This window comes from Pseudomonas sp. GW821-FHT07G10 (genome assembly GCF_059418545.1).
This window is the reverse complement of sequence record NZ_JBWKQB010000030.1, coordinates 45,912-61,635: the sequence shown is the minus strand read 5'-3', so window position 1 is coordinate 61,635 and position 15,724 is coordinate 45,912. Positions and strand designations below refer to the sequence as shown.

At 49.2% G+C, this 15,724-nt stretch carries 14 protein-coding genes and 1 pseudogene; 3 read left to right on the top strand and 12 right to left on the bottom strand.

All coding sequences use genetic code 11. From position 1 onward, the window contains the following. Positions 1-183: 183 nt before the first annotated feature. Positions 184-339, bottom strand: a pseudogene (locus AC07O1_RS25365) (YuaX family protein); the annotation flags it as partial. 123 nt (positions 340-462) lie between these two features. Here AC07O1_RS25365 and AC07O1_RS25360 point away from each other — a divergent pair. Then, complete coding sequence (locus AC07O1_RS25360) at positions 463-696, top strand: hypothetical protein (protein ID WP_495090561.1); 234 nt, start codon at positions 463-465, stop codon at positions 694-696. Positions 697-1,100: 404 nt separating this feature from the next. Here the strand turns inward: AC07O1_RS25360 and AC07O1_RS25355 are convergent, their stop codons facing one another. Continuing rightward, on the bottom strand, positions 1,101-2,546 hold the full coding sequence (locus tag AC07O1_RS25355; protein WP_495090560.1) for a caspase family protein: 1,446 nt from the start codon (positions 2,544-2,546) through the stop codon (positions 1,101-1,103). A gap of 372 nt (positions 2,547-2,918) precedes the next feature. Between AC07O1_RS25355 and AC07O1_RS25350 the strand changes: the two genes are divergently transcribed. After that, positions 2,919-3,740, top strand: coding sequence for a hypothetical protein (locus tag AC07O1_RS25350; RefSeq protein ID WP_495090559.1), 822 nt, complete (start codon positions 2,919-2,921; stop codon positions 3,738-3,740). A 281-nt stretch (positions 3,741-4,021) separates the two neighbouring features. Here the strand turns inward: AC07O1_RS25350 and AC07O1_RS25345 are convergent, their stop codons facing one another. The 8 genes from AC07O1_RS25345 to AC07O1_RS25310 all read right to left on the bottom strand — a co-directional run bounded on the left by AC07O1_RS25345 (position 4,022) and on the right by AC07O1_RS25310 (position 11,782). Then, positions 4,022-4,711 (bottom strand): hypothetical protein, encoded by a 690-nt coding sequence (locus AC07O1_RS25345; protein ID WP_495090558.1) that lies wholly within the window; start codon positions 4,709-4,711, stop codon positions 4,022-4,024. A gap of 147 nt (positions 4,712-4,858) precedes the next feature. Next, entirely contained in the window at positions 4,859-5,899 is a 1,041-nt protein-coding gene (locus tag AC07O1_RS25340; RefSeq protein WP_495090557.1) for a hypothetical protein, read from the bottom strand. Positions 5,900-6,148: 249 nt separating this feature from the next. Beyond that, positions 6,149-6,733, bottom strand: coding sequence for a hypothetical protein (locus AC07O1_RS25335; RefSeq protein WP_495090556.1), 585 nt, complete (start codon positions 6,731-6,733; stop codon positions 6,149-6,151). Positions 6,734-6,823: 90 nt separating this feature from the next. Further along, positions 6,824-7,405 (bottom strand): hypothetical protein, encoded by a 582-nt coding sequence (locus AC07O1_RS25330; protein WP_495090555.1) that lies wholly within the window; start codon positions 7,403-7,405, stop codon positions 6,824-6,826. 74 nt (positions 7,406-7,479) lie between these two features. Continuing rightward, positions 7,480-8,007, bottom strand: coding sequence for a Mov34/MPN/PAD-1 family protein (locus AC07O1_RS25325; protein ID WP_495090554.1), 528 nt, complete (start codon positions 8,005-8,007; stop codon positions 7,480-7,482). Continuing rightward, on the bottom strand, positions 7,995-9,620 hold the full coding sequence (locus AC07O1_RS25320) for a ThiF family adenylyltransferase (protein ID WP_495090553.1): 1,626 nt from the start codon (positions 9,618-9,620) through the stop codon (positions 7,995-7,997). Before AC07O1_RS25320 ends, AC07O1_RS25325 begins: the two co-directional genes overlap by 13 nt. Before the next feature lie 5 nt (positions 9,621-9,625). Continuing rightward, the gene (locus AC07O1_RS25315; protein ID WP_495090552.1) at positions 9,626-10,774 is read right to left on the bottom strand and encodes a CBASS cGAMP synthase; all 1,149 of its coding nucleotides are present in this window, start codon (positions 10,772-10,774) and stop codon (positions 9,626-9,628) included. After that, entirely contained in the window at positions 10,775-11,782 is a 1,008-nt protein-coding gene (locus AC07O1_RS25310) for a CBASS cGAMP-activated phospholipase (RefSeq protein WP_495090551.1), read from the bottom strand. A 700-nt stretch (positions 11,783-12,482) separates the two neighbouring features. Here AC07O1_RS25310 and AC07O1_RS25305 point away from each other — a divergent pair. Further along, positions 12,483-12,923, top strand: coding sequence for an Xre family toxin-antitoxin system antitoxin (locus AC07O1_RS25305; protein WP_495090550.1), 441 nt, complete (start codon positions 12,483-12,485; stop codon positions 12,921-12,923). Positions 12,924-13,319: 396 nt separating this feature from the next. On the opposite strand, the gene AC07O1_RS25300 is transcribed toward AC07O1_RS25305, so the two are convergent. After that, positions 13,320-14,252 (bottom strand): DUF2971 domain-containing protein, encoded by a 933-nt coding sequence (locus tag AC07O1_RS25300; RefSeq protein ID WP_495090549.1) that lies wholly within the window; start codon positions 14,250-14,252, stop codon positions 13,320-13,322. Positions 14,253-14,530: 278 nt separating this feature from the next. Beyond that, entirely contained in the window at positions 14,531-15,715 is a 1,185-nt protein-coding gene (locus AC07O1_RS25295; RefSeq protein WP_495090548.1) for a hypothetical protein, read from the bottom strand. Between the last annotated feature and the right edge of the window lie 9 nt (positions 15,716-15,724).

The following is a 15,724-nucleotide window of genomic DNA, read 5'->3' as shown; positions in this document are numbered from 1 at the left end:
CCAAACCGACATCATTCGCCAAAAACAAAAGCCGCGCTACTGCTTTGACATCAGCCGGACCAGCTGGAGCCATTCGCGTCAGCGGTATGGGGCAGAAGCCAAGCAATATTTTTGAAAAAAGATGGATAACAAAGTAACCGTCTGGGCAACACACCTTCCTGACGCCGTCGCTTAAGACGATGGTCATCCTCCTTGAGCTGAAGCAGCCCGGTGTTGAGCCGCATCGAGATACTGAGATTTCAGTTGGTCGGCCAACGGTCCGAGTATCGGGTTAGCCTCAAATTCCGCCAGAAGCGTATCAATGATTGCAGCGACCTTCTCGGTGGCTGCGTCGACGTCAAAGGGACTACGCTCGTCGGGGAGCGGGAATCTCTACCTAGCGTCGCAAGGCAGCAATAGGTTGTGCCTCCGCTGCCAAGCGTACACGATAGTGATTGATCGTTTCCCAACACGGACGCCCCCATGAACGATGCTCAACTACTGGTTCAACTGATTGCGCGGTTGGATACAAACCAGATGGCACTGCAAGCGGCGCTGGAAGAAGTGGCGCTGTGGATTCGCCAGCAGGGATCAAAAGACGTAGCAGAGAATGTAACCAGCTCGCTCCTGACGTTGACGCAGAATGCAGACTTTATCGCCCAGGGGATCGCAGAGCTTACTGTCTCTGCACAGGTACGTGGGTGGTCCCAGGAATAAGGTTGGCTGGGCCATGGATCAATACCAGTAGACGACCAACGCATTTGTTAATTCATTGGGCATCTGATCGCTCAGAACCACCCATATCTACCTTTTGGCCATCAGACGACTTCTAGGGCTAAGAGCTTCGTAACCAATGGAATGGACGCCCCTGCCCACCATCGTATCGCTGTGCCAGAGTGAGCGGTGTCGCCATCCGCCGATTTTTGCCCATCATCTCCATACTGACCAACCTGTGTTCTCCTGCTCAAAAGTTGAGCAGAAGCAGCTGAACACCTGGGTCAGTTTTCGGTCAGTGGCAACACGCCTGGGTTCAAATAGCAGTATATTCACTAAGATACTAGTATCTCGGCAGCGAAACGAGGCCTTGGTTTAGAAAGCCTCACGTTCGGTTGATAGAACTGCTATTTCTCTAGCGTCGCCCCATACGGAAACAGGGTTCTTGTTGTCTTCGCGTCGAAATTTGCATTAACGGTCAGCTGTGATAAAGGAATTACCATTTCATTTGATATGGTCTGAACGAGCCTCTCATATCTGACTGGGTATGCCCCTAGGTCCTCAGTAACATTCGAGTCTGTTTTTCGAAGAACATTAACTCCCTCAAAAAAAATCCCAGTTACAAGATGCTCCCCAACTGCATTTGGCTCAGCAAGCACGTCAACGCTAACGCCCCTTGATTTTCCAGGTATTACATAAAATCGATTTTGATGAGCGATAAGAATCTCTGCAATGAATTCAAAACTATTGGAAAATTCCGGCAACTTTCTTAACTCGAACAGATCATTGAATTTTGACATCTTGAAGCCTTTTCTAATCTCACCCTTTGAGTTAAAGAAGACCTCGAAGAGCATCCCATCAAGTATCGGCTTTGTTTTATCCGCAGGAACCCCCGCAATCTTATTTCGAAAACCAGTTATAAATTCAATTGAGGCTTTGGCGCCACCGCATGCTGCTTGGTAAACATTACGACCCAAGACAAATAATGAATCATTTTCGGCTGCCGCAAAGTCCGCAGCTGTTAATTTCATGAGTGCAGGGTTTTGCGCATACCAATTGCTCGACTTCAATCCAGCTACTGCTTCTTTGATTGGTGTTGCTGGTTTCAAAATAAACTGAGCGTCCGAAATTGCATCAAGACCATAAATCGCAACGCTGCGACCAATACTAATATTGAAATAAAAATCTCCCGAGAGAGACGTATGCTCCCACGACGTCTGCGTTCCAGAAGTAATCGTGCTAAGAGTATTTCGTACCCGTTTGAACAGGTCTTCAACCGGAATATCCTGTGACTTTATGTGTTTCAGCAACGCCTCCGTATAACGTCCGTTTCGGCCCGCCCCATCACCAGCAACTTCTCCCGGAGACGTTGCAAACGCAATTAGCGTTCCTCGGGGAGTATTTACTGACGCCAAACCATTTTGCTCCCCCCCTCTGCTCCATGCACGAACGAATGGATTATTTCTGCATGCATCTAGAATAATCAAATTTGTCCCATTAGAACATGAATCCATGACATCAATAACTTGATTCAATGGAAACGATGAGTGCTTTGCAGATATCTCATCAACAAAGCTAGTATCGATTGCGTTTAGATAATTTTCGCTCTTGATCTGCATTCCGTGACCGGCAAAATAGAACAGGCCGACGTCGTTACTATTTAAATTATCTTTGAATGATTCGACAGCGCGATCAAGGTCCTCAACCGTGCAATCAATTTTACTAATTACCGAGAAACCCAGATCTTGCAGCGCCTTAGCCATATCCTCCGCGTCATTCGCGGGATTCTTTAGGCTCCCTCCGCCTGGGTAGTTTGAGATGCCGATCACAAGTGCTGTAAGCTTCCTACTCATAATTGTTTACCTCAAAAGAAATCGCTACTATTGAGTGACATGGTTGTCACATTAAAATGTGATATATATTGCATAAGTTTCCTTGTTCGTATACAACCGTTGTCTGACTTGAAAATGTCAATGGAAAATACGATCTTGCTTAAAATTAAAATCCACGACAGGGCCCAATTCTGAGCTATCCAGCCACTTCGGATACACGCTACTATTTCGCCATCACGCTGTCTACCGACCTCTGCTGGCAGCTTTCTGCCTCTTACAAGCAACCAATTCGGGTCGGTAGCAGCCGTGGGGACCACCTGCGCTTGCCCAAAGGCTGCCAACCCAATACGCATACCCGCGATGGCGAAACTATGAAATATCCAGGAAACGCTCATGACTAGTGCCCTCCTATTTGATGAAGGAAAATGGCTTCAGACCGTAGATGCGCTCGTCATTGCATGGAGTGAGCTGACAACCCCCATCTACATCGACAAGCTAGGGGAAAGCGGGAAGCGCACTGGCGAAGCGTTCCTACTGGGTACTGGATTTTTTACCAGCTACCGAGGCATGACGTTTTTGGTGACCGCCGCACACGTACTCAAAGGTATGGACCCTAAAACATTGTTCGGGGGGCATGTTCAAGGCAAAGCGTTTCTTTTGGGAGGTGTGCCATTCATATTTTGCCACGATCACGACTTGGCCATTGCTCCACTGTTACCCGATTGGCAGCTACAAGCCGGGCTTAAGGACTTAAAAGCGCTATCCTTGGATGGTTTTGAATCAACGTATGAGCCTTTGGGCCACTGGGTGACCATGGGCTACCCCAAGACTAAAAATGGCATCAACCCGAAGCTTTCCAAGCATGCGATAAACGTCCAAGGAACGAGCTTCACAGAGGTGATTGAAAAACCAACAGCAGACGCACATATCGCTAATCCGCTTGGATTTCGTTTTGATAAAAAGGCTGCAATTAACTCAAATCATAAGCGCGAGAATCCGCCATCATTCAAGGGCACAAGCGGTAGTCCAATCTTTCAAATACTTGCCACAGTCCTACCTAATGGCTCTGTGTCTCTCAAGTACAAATTGGAGGGTGTCCTACTTGGCTGGCATATGAAAGAGAAGGAAATCATTGCAGGAAGAGTTGAAGGGCTTTTGGCGCTTCTGGACGAGTTTATCGGACACCTCAAAGAGGTATGCTTGGAGGAAGCATAGTAATTGGGAGCGACTACAGAGCTAGGGAAAAATAAATTGTATCCGTCCACTGTCAATTCTAGCATGTTGCGATCAGCCGCAATGTGTCAACCCTGATTGGCGGAGCTAGGCTTTTTAATGAGCTTTATTATTAATGCTTACCACACAAAATTTCTCATTGAAAAATCATGTACAACGCGCCCATTCATTATCCTAGACCATCCAATACCAGCGCTTGGGCTTTGGATGCACGGTACTGCCAGGGAATATCAAGTAGGGAGCAACAACTTAAGGGCCACAAGTTAAGCAGCCTGATCTAATATGACATACGGTTTTCTAAGAGCATCGAGATACCTTTCTCTCTCGGCACTATCCATCAAAACCCAATTGCTATCGACGCGACGGTATATCTCGAAACCGCCCGAAAGATCAATCTGACCAAAAATTCGTTGTTGAAATATCCCCAAAAGATGCTTAATAAATTTTGGCGGAGTGATGATACGACTCGACTCGACCTCAAAGCAAATGGCTACCGACCATTTTTTATTTCCCGAACTACCTATGAAGCACCCTGCCACATCATTTGGCAAGCCTACTGAAACCCAAGTACATGGTTCCTTTCCATCCAGCAAATTTACAAACCATTGTTCCTCGGGATTTTTAGCAGAACTATGAGGTTCGAGGACCCCGGAACTCAATTTATGAGGCACAACTTCGTTCGGCATCCGATGAGTAACCCGAACTATCTTACAACCTCGAAGACGCATCAGAAAAACAAAATTAATACAAATAAAACAAAAATAGCTTATTACAACAGGTCCGAGCACAGCCACACTAACCCGAACAAAATTCGATGCATGATACACACCAAGTAATTTCTTGCAGATAACAAAATACAGCCCCAACGATAGCATTAAAACAAATGCAGAAATAATAATCCATAGCAACAAATCAGGTCCACCACAGCGCTTATACTTTAGCCACGAAAACAAACCCATAACTCCATAAAACCTCTTGAAAATTCTGCTTACACCACTAACGCACTAAGAAGCCTAAAAAACAGACCCAATTAAAGTCTAGCACTAGAGTACACTGCGACCTCCAGCACTCCTTTGAGATTCCAATTGAGAAGTATAAAATCAATCCACACCACTTACTCTTTCATGATCCTCAGCATACCGGGCCTGCCCAACACTCACCAAATTTAGTATTTCATTTTTGTGCAATCCCTCAATCACAAGCTCTTTATCCAAAAGATTTTGCCCTCCGTAAAATACGGAATCATATTCATCTGGGATCTTCATTCTTTCCACACCCGCATAATCGCATAGATTATCGTAATACCCCCTCACGTATCTAATTGCAGCCAACACTTCTCTTGTAGTAGTACCAACGGTCGCAAAGCCGAATGATGCCCCCTTATCAGTACTGGTTTTTACCAACACCCCCTTGGACTTCAAGCAGTTCGAAATCTCCCCAATAGCAAGCCAATCAGCGGCTATGAATATATCGTTGCACGCATTCAAATAGCAGTCAATCAGCGACAGACCACCAGAGTGATTTAAAGTGCTCATAAGAAATTTCGAGCAACTTAGTATAGAGCGCTCTACAGCCGCAAATGATTTCGTATTAACCTGCGGAATCCCTTCCTCAGGATTACCATTGAAAAATCTTTTATGCAATACTGGATGAACCGAGTTTTTGAAAACTATGACCTTCAAATACTCAACCTCACCCAACGTGGAGAAATAAGCTATAAGCTCTTTTCTGTGAGCGTAGAACGAATCCAAATTATTTTTATAACTGACAACTTCTATTTGCTTAGCTGTTTGCTGCGTTGAATGAAACTTAGAAACAAGACCGGAAAGCGGCAATGAAACCGACATCATCGCTAATGGCAATACGCTTATTTCTATAAATTTCTTAAAGCCTTCCGCAGACAAATCGAATCCATAGGTTGGCCAGACCCACATACCAAGACTTATCGCAAGCGTAACCGGGGTAATTATCGACAACCACAGCAAACCTTGATGAATTAGCCCCTTGCGAACGTCAAGCTGAAAAATTGACTTTAGCCTCTCTTGGCCCAGCCGTCCGACTCCAAACCGCCAACTAACAAAAGCTACTGAACATATGGCTGACAGAATCATTGTAAGAAAAACCCACACACCATCTCCCATACGACCTCCACTACATTGAGTTTTGTTCTGCGCCTTGCAACATCACGCTAAACACCTGAAAACACAACTCTACTACCACTAGCAATGCGAAGTATGCCCCCCCCCTGAACCGCTCCCCTCCATCAGAGATGTGCACAACGCTACCCCGTAGCCCTCCCGCCTTAAACGCTTCATTGAACAAATATTCGCGAGATTATGCTTAGACTTGCACAGTGCTTCACTGCATTCACCAGCAATTTTTTGAGACTCTTAAGATACGGACTTTATACCAGCCCAATAAAAGCTGAGCATTACTAAAAAGGAGAGAACCGACACGAAGCCATAAGTTTTCCAGCTAAATCTAGCAAAAAATACCACAAATCTGAGAAGTGACAACGTAGTAACAATTATTGAAATAACGATTATAGAAAAGCAAAAAAAACCCGCAAATGCAGCACCAAAAAAATTAAAGGCTTGCCGTGTGGACAATATCGCGACACTTCCCAAAAAACCTCCGAGCGCCTGCTCACCCAAAAAACCCGAAACGACTGGAAATGTAACTGGTGTGTCGTTCATTGGCAGCGCCATGAAGTCAGACAACCAGTTTTCAGCAGATTCTATTTTTTTACTGGCGTACGGAAGGCCTAGGAGAAAAAGCCCAAGAGAATTAATCATTGCAGCGGAAAATATATTCACATTTTTTTCATCAGCAAACAGATATAGCTGTAGATACAGCACATCCAAAATCGCTACAAACATTAGAATGACGAAGGCAATGAGTAATTCCCAATGGCCGTAAACTCCTTCAAATTCCTTCTCGCTCTCAGCTTTCATGGATGGTTGAGTGTTGCTCATGTACTTCCTCCAGTTTGTTCGTATGCATGCTACTTTTTCCTGATCCACTCGCAGGAGTGGTAATCCCGCTTTGTGGACCGGTCGATATCTTTAGGCCATGCCGGTTAACTTCACTAAAATTGCAACGAGGTAACTGGCTAGGATCCCTAGGGCAAATTTCACCCAAGGGCGATTGCTCCAGCCCCCCTTGGGGTCTGTTGGAAGCATCTGGTTATAGACGTTGACCTGAGCGATCTGAGCGGCGTTGATCGTGGTAGCGAAGCCCTGTTGATGCGATGACCTCCAACCCGCCTCCTCCATATGACGCAGTTCCGCCTTGACTCGGCTGCGAAGCGCTTTGGCAACCTTGATGGTCTGAATACCAAGCATCGCGACACCAATCAGTCCAAGAACCGACAAATTTCCATAGCTAAAAGGATCTGCCTGATTGATGGTTAGGGCGTGCTTCCATATGAAGCTCGTGTACGGGGACGTCGCTATATAAATCGTGTATGCGAAATGCCCCATTATTTGAAACAGAGGACCGATGCCTGGAGTGTTCCCAAGCTCAATCCCCTGCCAATATACAAACGTCAGGAATGACACCAAATAGAGAAGGATTGTCCCTATCCACATGGTGTAGCCAAGAGCGTAGTAAAGTCGGTACTTCAAGATCGCATCGGTAATTTTCATAGCTACTGCTTACTCATTGCTGGTGATTCTGTTGAGACCATGAGCGCACTGCGCGGCGGCACTATGCCCCTTTATTACGGAGTCAGCCCGCTAGAGGAGAGGTCGGCGTCAAGGACCTCTCGTTGACCATCGACGGGATAAAACTCCGTGCCTTCACCGGTGCTGGGCACACTTTCCAAATACAGGGTCCTGCGGCCTACGATGAGTCCAAGGACGGGGCGCTTGTCCTTGCGCTTAACCGCCAGTTTTCTCCATTCGGTCAAATCGGTTCCGGACGGCGATGGATAATCTTGAGGGTGCGTATGCCACTCACCGATGTACCGAACCAAGCCACTGCTGTCGGCCCACCGTTTCTGTGCAATGTGCTCGTGCAGGTCGCGCATCCGCTCGAAAAACGTCCTGAACCGTCTATCAAATCTGGTGGGCACTGTGGCCTCGACAATTTCGAGATGTGATCCACGGACATACCCAAGCAGGAGGCCACCACCTTCCAGGTCTAATGGCCCCACTTGAATGTGATGCTGAAATACCTCAAGAACCGCAGGGTGGATGTAAATCAAATTACGCCCTTGATTAGCTGACCACTCTGCTAAGAACTGCATGCTGGACAGCCCTCAATCCTGGGTGGATCGCAATCAGCCGTCGCCAAAGTAAATGCGCAGTCCGTAATCTTGGTTTGCAGTGAAGACATGGTTTGTCCGTTGGCCCACGCCAATACCATTTCAGCTCCCAGCGCTGCGGCCTGAATTGATACGGTTGCGGGGAACGGGACGTATAAACCTTCGCAGCCGTGACCCGCCATAACATGTGGTACCCCTCCCTTGACGGTCGGGAACTTGCCAGCTCTTGAGTGCGTGGATAGGCACCTGTAACAGGCCCCCTCTCCTGGGGTCTTTAGCAAAGCTCGGACAGCGGTTCCTGGACCCTCAACCCATACCGACAGCATCGGAGCCGATGGGATGTAATTCGCGGCGAGCCAGTGCCCTAAAGCCTCCTCTCCGGTGGCATCGATCAGCAAATCGATATCCCCTAAATGCGCGTCGCGTACATCCACTTCAAGAGCGCGCACAGACACTCCTGGGGCGTCGTTCTCAAGCATGACTTTGACGCCTAAGGCTTTATGGATAAAAGAGTACCGCAAGCCCAAACGATGCCTGCCGACGTTTTGTGGCATTAGTAGATCGAAATCTACAAGGGTGAGTTTGCCCCCACCTGTCCCTGCGCCAGCCTTCACTAGCATGTCAGCCAAGTATCCGCCGATGGTCCCACACCCCACCAAAGCGATCTTTAAGCCGGCTAGCGTCTTGAGGGATGGGATGCTTCGCTGTGCAATGTAGTGCTCGTCAATACGAATGGCAGCCAGCCTCGTCACCCGGAAGCTATAGAGCCTTTCTGTGCCTCGCGTGCGCTCAAATTTCGCATCATCCAGGATGGACTGATCAAAATGCACCTGGAAGCCATAATTGAGCTGCGGTGACTTGATGAAAATGACCGCTTCGGTGTACTTGTGTCGATACGCCTCAGCGATACGCTGCTGGATCTTTCGGGCACAACCTTTATCAAGCTCGCGTTGCCAGTTGAGAATGTCAGCGACTGTTTTTGGGGGCCAGGAATTTTGACTCGGGCGAGGTTGCGCGACCGATCCGACAACGTATGCCAACATCCTCTGTCTTTGGGGATGGAAATGGAGAGCGTTGATTTTGGTAACCGTTCGCTCCAAATCGTCAGTGAGTACCGGTGTCCGCACACCCGTATGCGAGATCACACAAAAAGCAGGTATCTCTCCTCGCTCCAACTTCTGCACATCAAAAACGCAGAACTGGCTGTGCCAATGGACAAGAAACTCCTCTGCCAGGTCCTCGACCATTTCCCCCCTAAGCACACATCCCAGAACACGTTCTGCCTCAGCCAGACACCTGAGTGTCTGGCCAATCGGATCGAAGATGTCGAGCACAACTGTGCTTGCAGCCAGGTAGCACAGCCAGCCGCTCGCCCCGAGATGTGGTGTCACTGGCCCCAAAGAGGTGGGCAGTTCTTTTAGCTTCACAACGGGCAGGGAAAAGAAGCTCGGATCGACAGTGAAATCGCATGGAAATACTCCCTCAGAAGTATTAAGAGGCCCCTCGAATCGAATCCATCGTTCAGAAGTTCTCCCGAGGTGTTTAAAACCTCGGGATTGCATTTCCAGAATGAGATCAGGTAGTGCGGCCCCCATGTCTACTAACCAGCCTTGGTGCGACCGACCAGCTCGCTTGCAGCGGCTTGGGCAGGCACCGCAGCAATGGTTGCGGCAACGGTGACTTGTTTGATCCGGCTCGGATGATTAGGGAATCGAGGTCCAAACATACTGATCATCCAGTTGCACGCCGTTGCCTCATCAGAGGCGTTCAGGGCGCCATTCAGATAACTTTCGAACATCTCAAATTTCTTGGCAGCTTCTTCAAGCGCATCTTCCGACATACGACCGCTAAGCGTCTCCTCCTCATCAACCGGATTGCTTACGCCGTTTCGAAGAGCTGCGGGAAGCCCCTTCAAAACTTCAAGAAGGGCGAGATCTTCTCTACGATCCATTTTTGAGAACAATGGGACAGCGGCAGCCATCAACAAGATGGAAGACGGGCCACCTGTTTTCCATTGCCAATCGCGGAATGCCTTCAGGTAGCGCACCACGCGCTGAAGCTGCTCACCCTTTGCCTCCACCTCATCCACGAACCAATCTTTGACTGGCCTAGGATCAGAGGTGACCCAATCATCCTCGCGATGGGCCAACAGTACCTCGTTGGTTGGAAGCATCGTCCAGGTGTCGGCTCTCCGTACGTTTACAGCATCCATAAGGCTGTCGAAGCCATATCTCGCTGCGGCTCTCTCAAGTGTTACGTACTCGTCATCAGGTATGGAGTAAAGCGGGATATCGATGTGGGCAGTGGTGGATATCTCGACACGGATGCAGGTAGGTTTGTCAGTCACCAGCTTCCATCCTTCGGCCCGCTTGGATTCAACCAGTCCCCGTAATGCCTCTTCGGCTGCTTTGAAGAAAATGGAGCTGGCAACGCTAGGCTTTTTGGTGCCCTTCAAAAAACTGATTGGCAGGTAAGCACCGTCATCTACGTCAGACTGCTGAGGCGGCAAATGAGCGGGGCTGTTGAGCGTCTTATATGCCCAAGATCCTTGAGTGAAAAAGCGTGGCTTAGGAATGTCACCTGCATACCCTTGATCACGAAGCACCCGGGGAATTCCAGAACGAAGACACTGACGGACCTCATTCTTCGCCGAAGTAATTTGAAGCCGTTGGGCCGCTGTCAAATCCAGCGACTGAAGCAAATTCGGTTCATCCTCGGAGGTGTTGAAAAGCGGTGATAGGTTCAGCATTTAGAAATCCTCCGAGTTTTTGTTGGGACCGTGGAAGAACGTGGGACAGGATGGTTGATGGGCACGGAACGGCTGGAACCGGCGATCACCCAACGCACGTTGAGCAGCAGCGGTACCACGATCACGGAGAGTGTTTGTTGATGCTTCAGACACGTCATCCAATGCCTTCACATCACCGCTTTGCTGTGGCGTTACTTGGTCATCAATTTTGAAATAGCAGTCACCCAGGGACTGCGCGAGCATGTAGTCCACGGAGGATTCTTGGGCGGATATCACCAGATCAAAAAGGCTACCTCCCCACCCTATAATTCCTTGATCCAAATCCCTCCCGCCGCTCACAGTTGCACCAACCGTCATCGTTCCGATGGCAAGCACACGTATGCGGACATCTTGTTTGGGGGCTAGGAAGGTACGTACTTCATGGAGCCCGAATAGCCCCGGTGCATTTCCGACCAAGCCCCCGTCAACAAAGACTCCTCGATCATTTCGAACAGATGGGAAATACACAGGGGCCGCCGATGTAGCCAACGCAACGTCTACCAGACTCATGCGATGATCGAGTTCAAATGTTGGGTGATGGGGCGTCTTGAAAAACTGGCCACGCCCCGTGGTGTAGTTGACGGCAGGTATAAGCACCCGATGCTTCAACTCCCCCATGGTGGTTTTACCGAACCGCTGCTCAAGCACTGAGCGCAGGCCTGCGTTTGAATGCTTCGCACGAGTGAAGAAACCCAGTCGCTTACGCATGAAGTCGCGTGTGCCGAAGATCTGTTGCCCCTGGTCTTCAAACAACGATTTCAGCTCGCTGGCGGGAATTTCACTCGCAAGCCCAAGCGCAAGCAGCCCACCGGCCGAGGTACCGCAGATAAGGTCGAAATGGGACGCGATAGGTCGCCCGAGGACCTGCTCAAACTCCTTGAGAATGGTCGCCGTGTACAAGGCACGGTAACCACCGCCTGACAGAGCAAGTACGTGATACGTACGCAGATTTTCGGTGTCGTCCGTCATATCGACCCTCTTAGACCATACCTTCGTAAAAAAAACCAACCCACTACATGTAGTTAAAACCACAAAACAAGACACCATATGTAGGTTATACACGAACTTTAGAATGGATCCAACTCACGCACGGAGACGCCACCATGATGGACGTGCAAGGAGCCCCTCCCCGCAATCCTGAGGGGCAGCACCAGAGCGAACAGAGAGCTATGGGACGTGGTACCTGGCGCTGGCCAAGATGGAAAAATCTGCGAGAAGAGCTTTTAGAAATGGGTAAAGGCGGTCCATAAACTCGCAAAAACCAAAGGCCGTGAAGGGATCGCCGATCAAAAAATTGGCGAAGTGCTCGCGCTATCACCTGTCGGTGAAGACGGAATATGGCCTGCTCTGGAGGTTCGAGAGCTGATCGAATCTCTGCGCAGCTAGCAGCTCGAAATCGGTTTCGCAATAGCTCATGGAAATCAGCGCGGAGCGACAAGCAGCTACTTCGGGAGGGTGAAGCTCAGAAGAGAGAGCTAGTGTGCTGCCTCAGAAATAATATCCCTCATGCCTGCGACGCCATTGCCTCGCGGGTCTGTTGTGTCTTTTTCAATATATCTTCTCCTTTGGCACTCCAAACGTAACGAGTCGGCTGTGCATTTCGCAGATTCAATCAGCGCTAACATGCCTGCTAAAGTAAAGCGACCACGCTCAAGTACAAAAGGCAAAAATGCGTCAATACCGGCCTCAGCCAGCGTTATCAGAATCAACCCACTGGGATCGCCTCGGCATCCCGTCGGGAGGCAATGCGCTTGTCACTCAGCTGCACCAAGGCTTTCCCACCAGCACGCTCCATCAGCTCTCCCTGGTCATTGGTATCGACACGAAAACCCTTGCTCTGGCCGTATCCATCACGCAATCAACGCTTGCCAGAAGGGCTAGGGCTGGGCGCTTCAACACCAGCGAAAGCGACTCAGTATTCCGTCTCGCCACCGTCATCCTCTCCGCCATGGATCTTTTCGAAGACAATCCTTTGTCAGCAAAAACCTGGCTGCAAACCACTCAGCTCGGCTTGGGAGGGCGCAAGCCTATGGACATGTTAAGCACTCATTGCGAGTCTGAATTTGTTCTGAGGCTTGTGGGACAGATTGAAAATGGCGTATTCCCCTAGTGAGGTAATCACCGATGGAGGCTCGCCCAACTTGCAAGCTGACTGCGACCTAGCGGGCAGATAGACCGACCTCAAACTTGAGACGCAGTATTTCTCGAATCTTACGTATGGATAACTGTTCAAGGACGACCTCTCTGCTTCGAAAAAAGTTGCGGGCGGTCGCGCAACTTAGAAGTTGTGCGACAAAGAGCTGATACTGGTCAAGCAGTATTGGCGGTGCCCCCACAGCGGATCTCTACGCTTAGAAGGTCATTAAATTGGGTATGCCCCCCCTGAAGGGGCACGATAGTCTAGTGTCGGCCCTAAAGCTGCAATCGACAGAGCATGGGAATTCACCCATGCCAGTTAGACCTGAGGACTAACTGGCATAAAAGTCACGTCCCACAAAGAACAACATTATTCAAACTCGACTGGCTCCATCTTAAAACTATTTCGCGAGTGCTCCATACGATAAATAGGTACATTTTTCTCGCGAGCTATACCTTGTAGCACTTCTGCGTCTTCAGCATTTATTTGAGCCCCAAGATAAATAGCAACAGGAGTTGGAACTGAGATATTTTCCTCTGGATTTTCTGCACCTACAGGCAGTACAATCCTCCACTCATTCTCGTACTGCCAGTCGGAACTTTTATGTATGGCTCCGCCGATTAAGAACAACTGGCTAAATTGCTCTACAGGCCGACCAAAAATCTGAGGCGTAACATCGTACATCTTGTCCCCATATATAACAGGCCACAGAGACTCTCGAACCTTATGATCTAGAGGCAGTATAGAAATATCATATTCCATAGCAAACCCCTTGTGATCGTCTCCATAATGAGCCCACATTGGGAGAGAATCGACACGCTCGCTCAAGGAGCAGATATTGCATGACTTTCTGATTTTTGAGTTTAACAGATCTCTAGGCTCATTAACTACCTTCGTAATATTGGCAATGAAAGCCTTCTTATCAGCCTCCTGCATTGAGCAATCTAGCTCTTCGACTATCTCGGCCAACACTCTAAAAGGGTTCTCTGCTGCTTTTATACGGACAATACGATCCTCGTTGCTCATCCTTAGCACCTTCAGTGCCTGTATTATTAGAAGCTTTGGATCCGGGCCCTGTAATGTTAGCGAGCAATCGAAAGGGTCATTGAATGAATCAGCTTTTGCACAAAACAGCGTATCTTCCTGAAAATTTTCGAGCGAATACTTACCAACACCTCTGAACTTGAATAGTCGCTTAGGCACTAAGCTTGAGACCAGATCTTTTGCATGTTGAAGGGAATCTAGTTGGTCGTACCCATCAAAAATCAACCGCTTGAGTTTATCTAGTATATCAGTGGTCATATTCATCACTCCGTGTTAATGGTGTCAGTTGGGGCCGTTTGCACACAGCGGGTAGACACAGCTACCTGACCGCTTCGCGGAGGAGGCCAGCGTAGTGCAGACGCCTGAAGATCTAAAAACACCTGATTGCAAGGTGAACTGGACGACCAATTTTTTCACTTTACCCGCAGCTTCGCTGCAAAAGAGACGTCGTGAGCTTAATGGGTAAGGTGGCAGCCAGCCCCTATATCCTGAACTCAAACTCGGCCCGAGGGTGGCCTCTACATCCCTGCGCCCGCTCATCTGCCTGACTCCCGATACCTTCGAAGCCTACTTCCCACTGATGCAGTAGTGAGCGGCGCATCGAACCTGAAATCTACCACCTCAACACCGTTCTCCATGCACAATTGTCGCTTCAACTGGTCACGCGCCACGACACGAAGGTGCGCCTCTTCCCCACCAAACACCGTTAAAGGCCGGTAATGCTGCTCCCCTTGATGCTCTATCGCCAGCCGCAATTCTGGCAGGTAGATATCTAGACGCATTCTCCCTAACCACTCAGGCGACGCCTCGCGCAGCACCCGCACGTCCGGGAAAAGCTTTCTGACGATACCGTATAACGCAGACTCTCGCTGCCACCGACTGAGACCTAGCACGTGCATGATCTCGGCCCTTGCTGTCTTCCTGTCCACGCCAAGATCGAACCTTACCTGTTCGATATACGCGTCGAAATTGGTCTCAACACTTGCACCGTATCTTTCGTCCTCGGGTGCAGACCGCGCCACACACAGGTGGCACAACCCGTCCCTGTACTCAAATTCAGCGAAGTAAGCATCCAAACTCGCTTGTGGGAGGCCATCAAAATTCGGATCGGTCAATGCAGCTCTGTGGTACTCCATCGAGCACGCACAAAGGAATCGTTTGCCGGTGAGCATGTGGTCGAACGACACAGATCTATGCCACCATGGGGCTGAATCCGGGGAAAAGTTGGCAATCAACGGCTGGATAGGGCTTTTCGCAGAAAGAGCTTCCGAAATCGCCCGGATCACTTCCAATCCAAGCCGGATGTGGTTGATCCGTATCACATGGTTCACTTGGCGTTTCAGCTCCTTTCTCTTGAGCTGAGACAACCTGGAAACGCCGCCTCCGTAATTGATGGGCACCAAATCGATATTCGAACAGATAAAATCTACCTGATCGAAGCTCTCCTCAGGTTTCGTTGCAACGGTGATTTCCGGATACCAGGTCTCATAGCTCGTACGCAGCAACTGCGGGATAGTCGCAAACCGCTGCTTAAAATACATGGAGTGAAACTTCACGACGGGCGGCTTGATGATGGCGCTCGAAAACGCCTCGGCAAAGCACTCACGCAGATGTGCTTCCAAAGCACGCTCAATCGCTAGCACAGGCGTCATACCTGGTGCTACGAGGTCTTGAGCGATTACCGCTACCAGCTTCATTCCATCAAGCAAAATACGAGTCATCCCTACTCC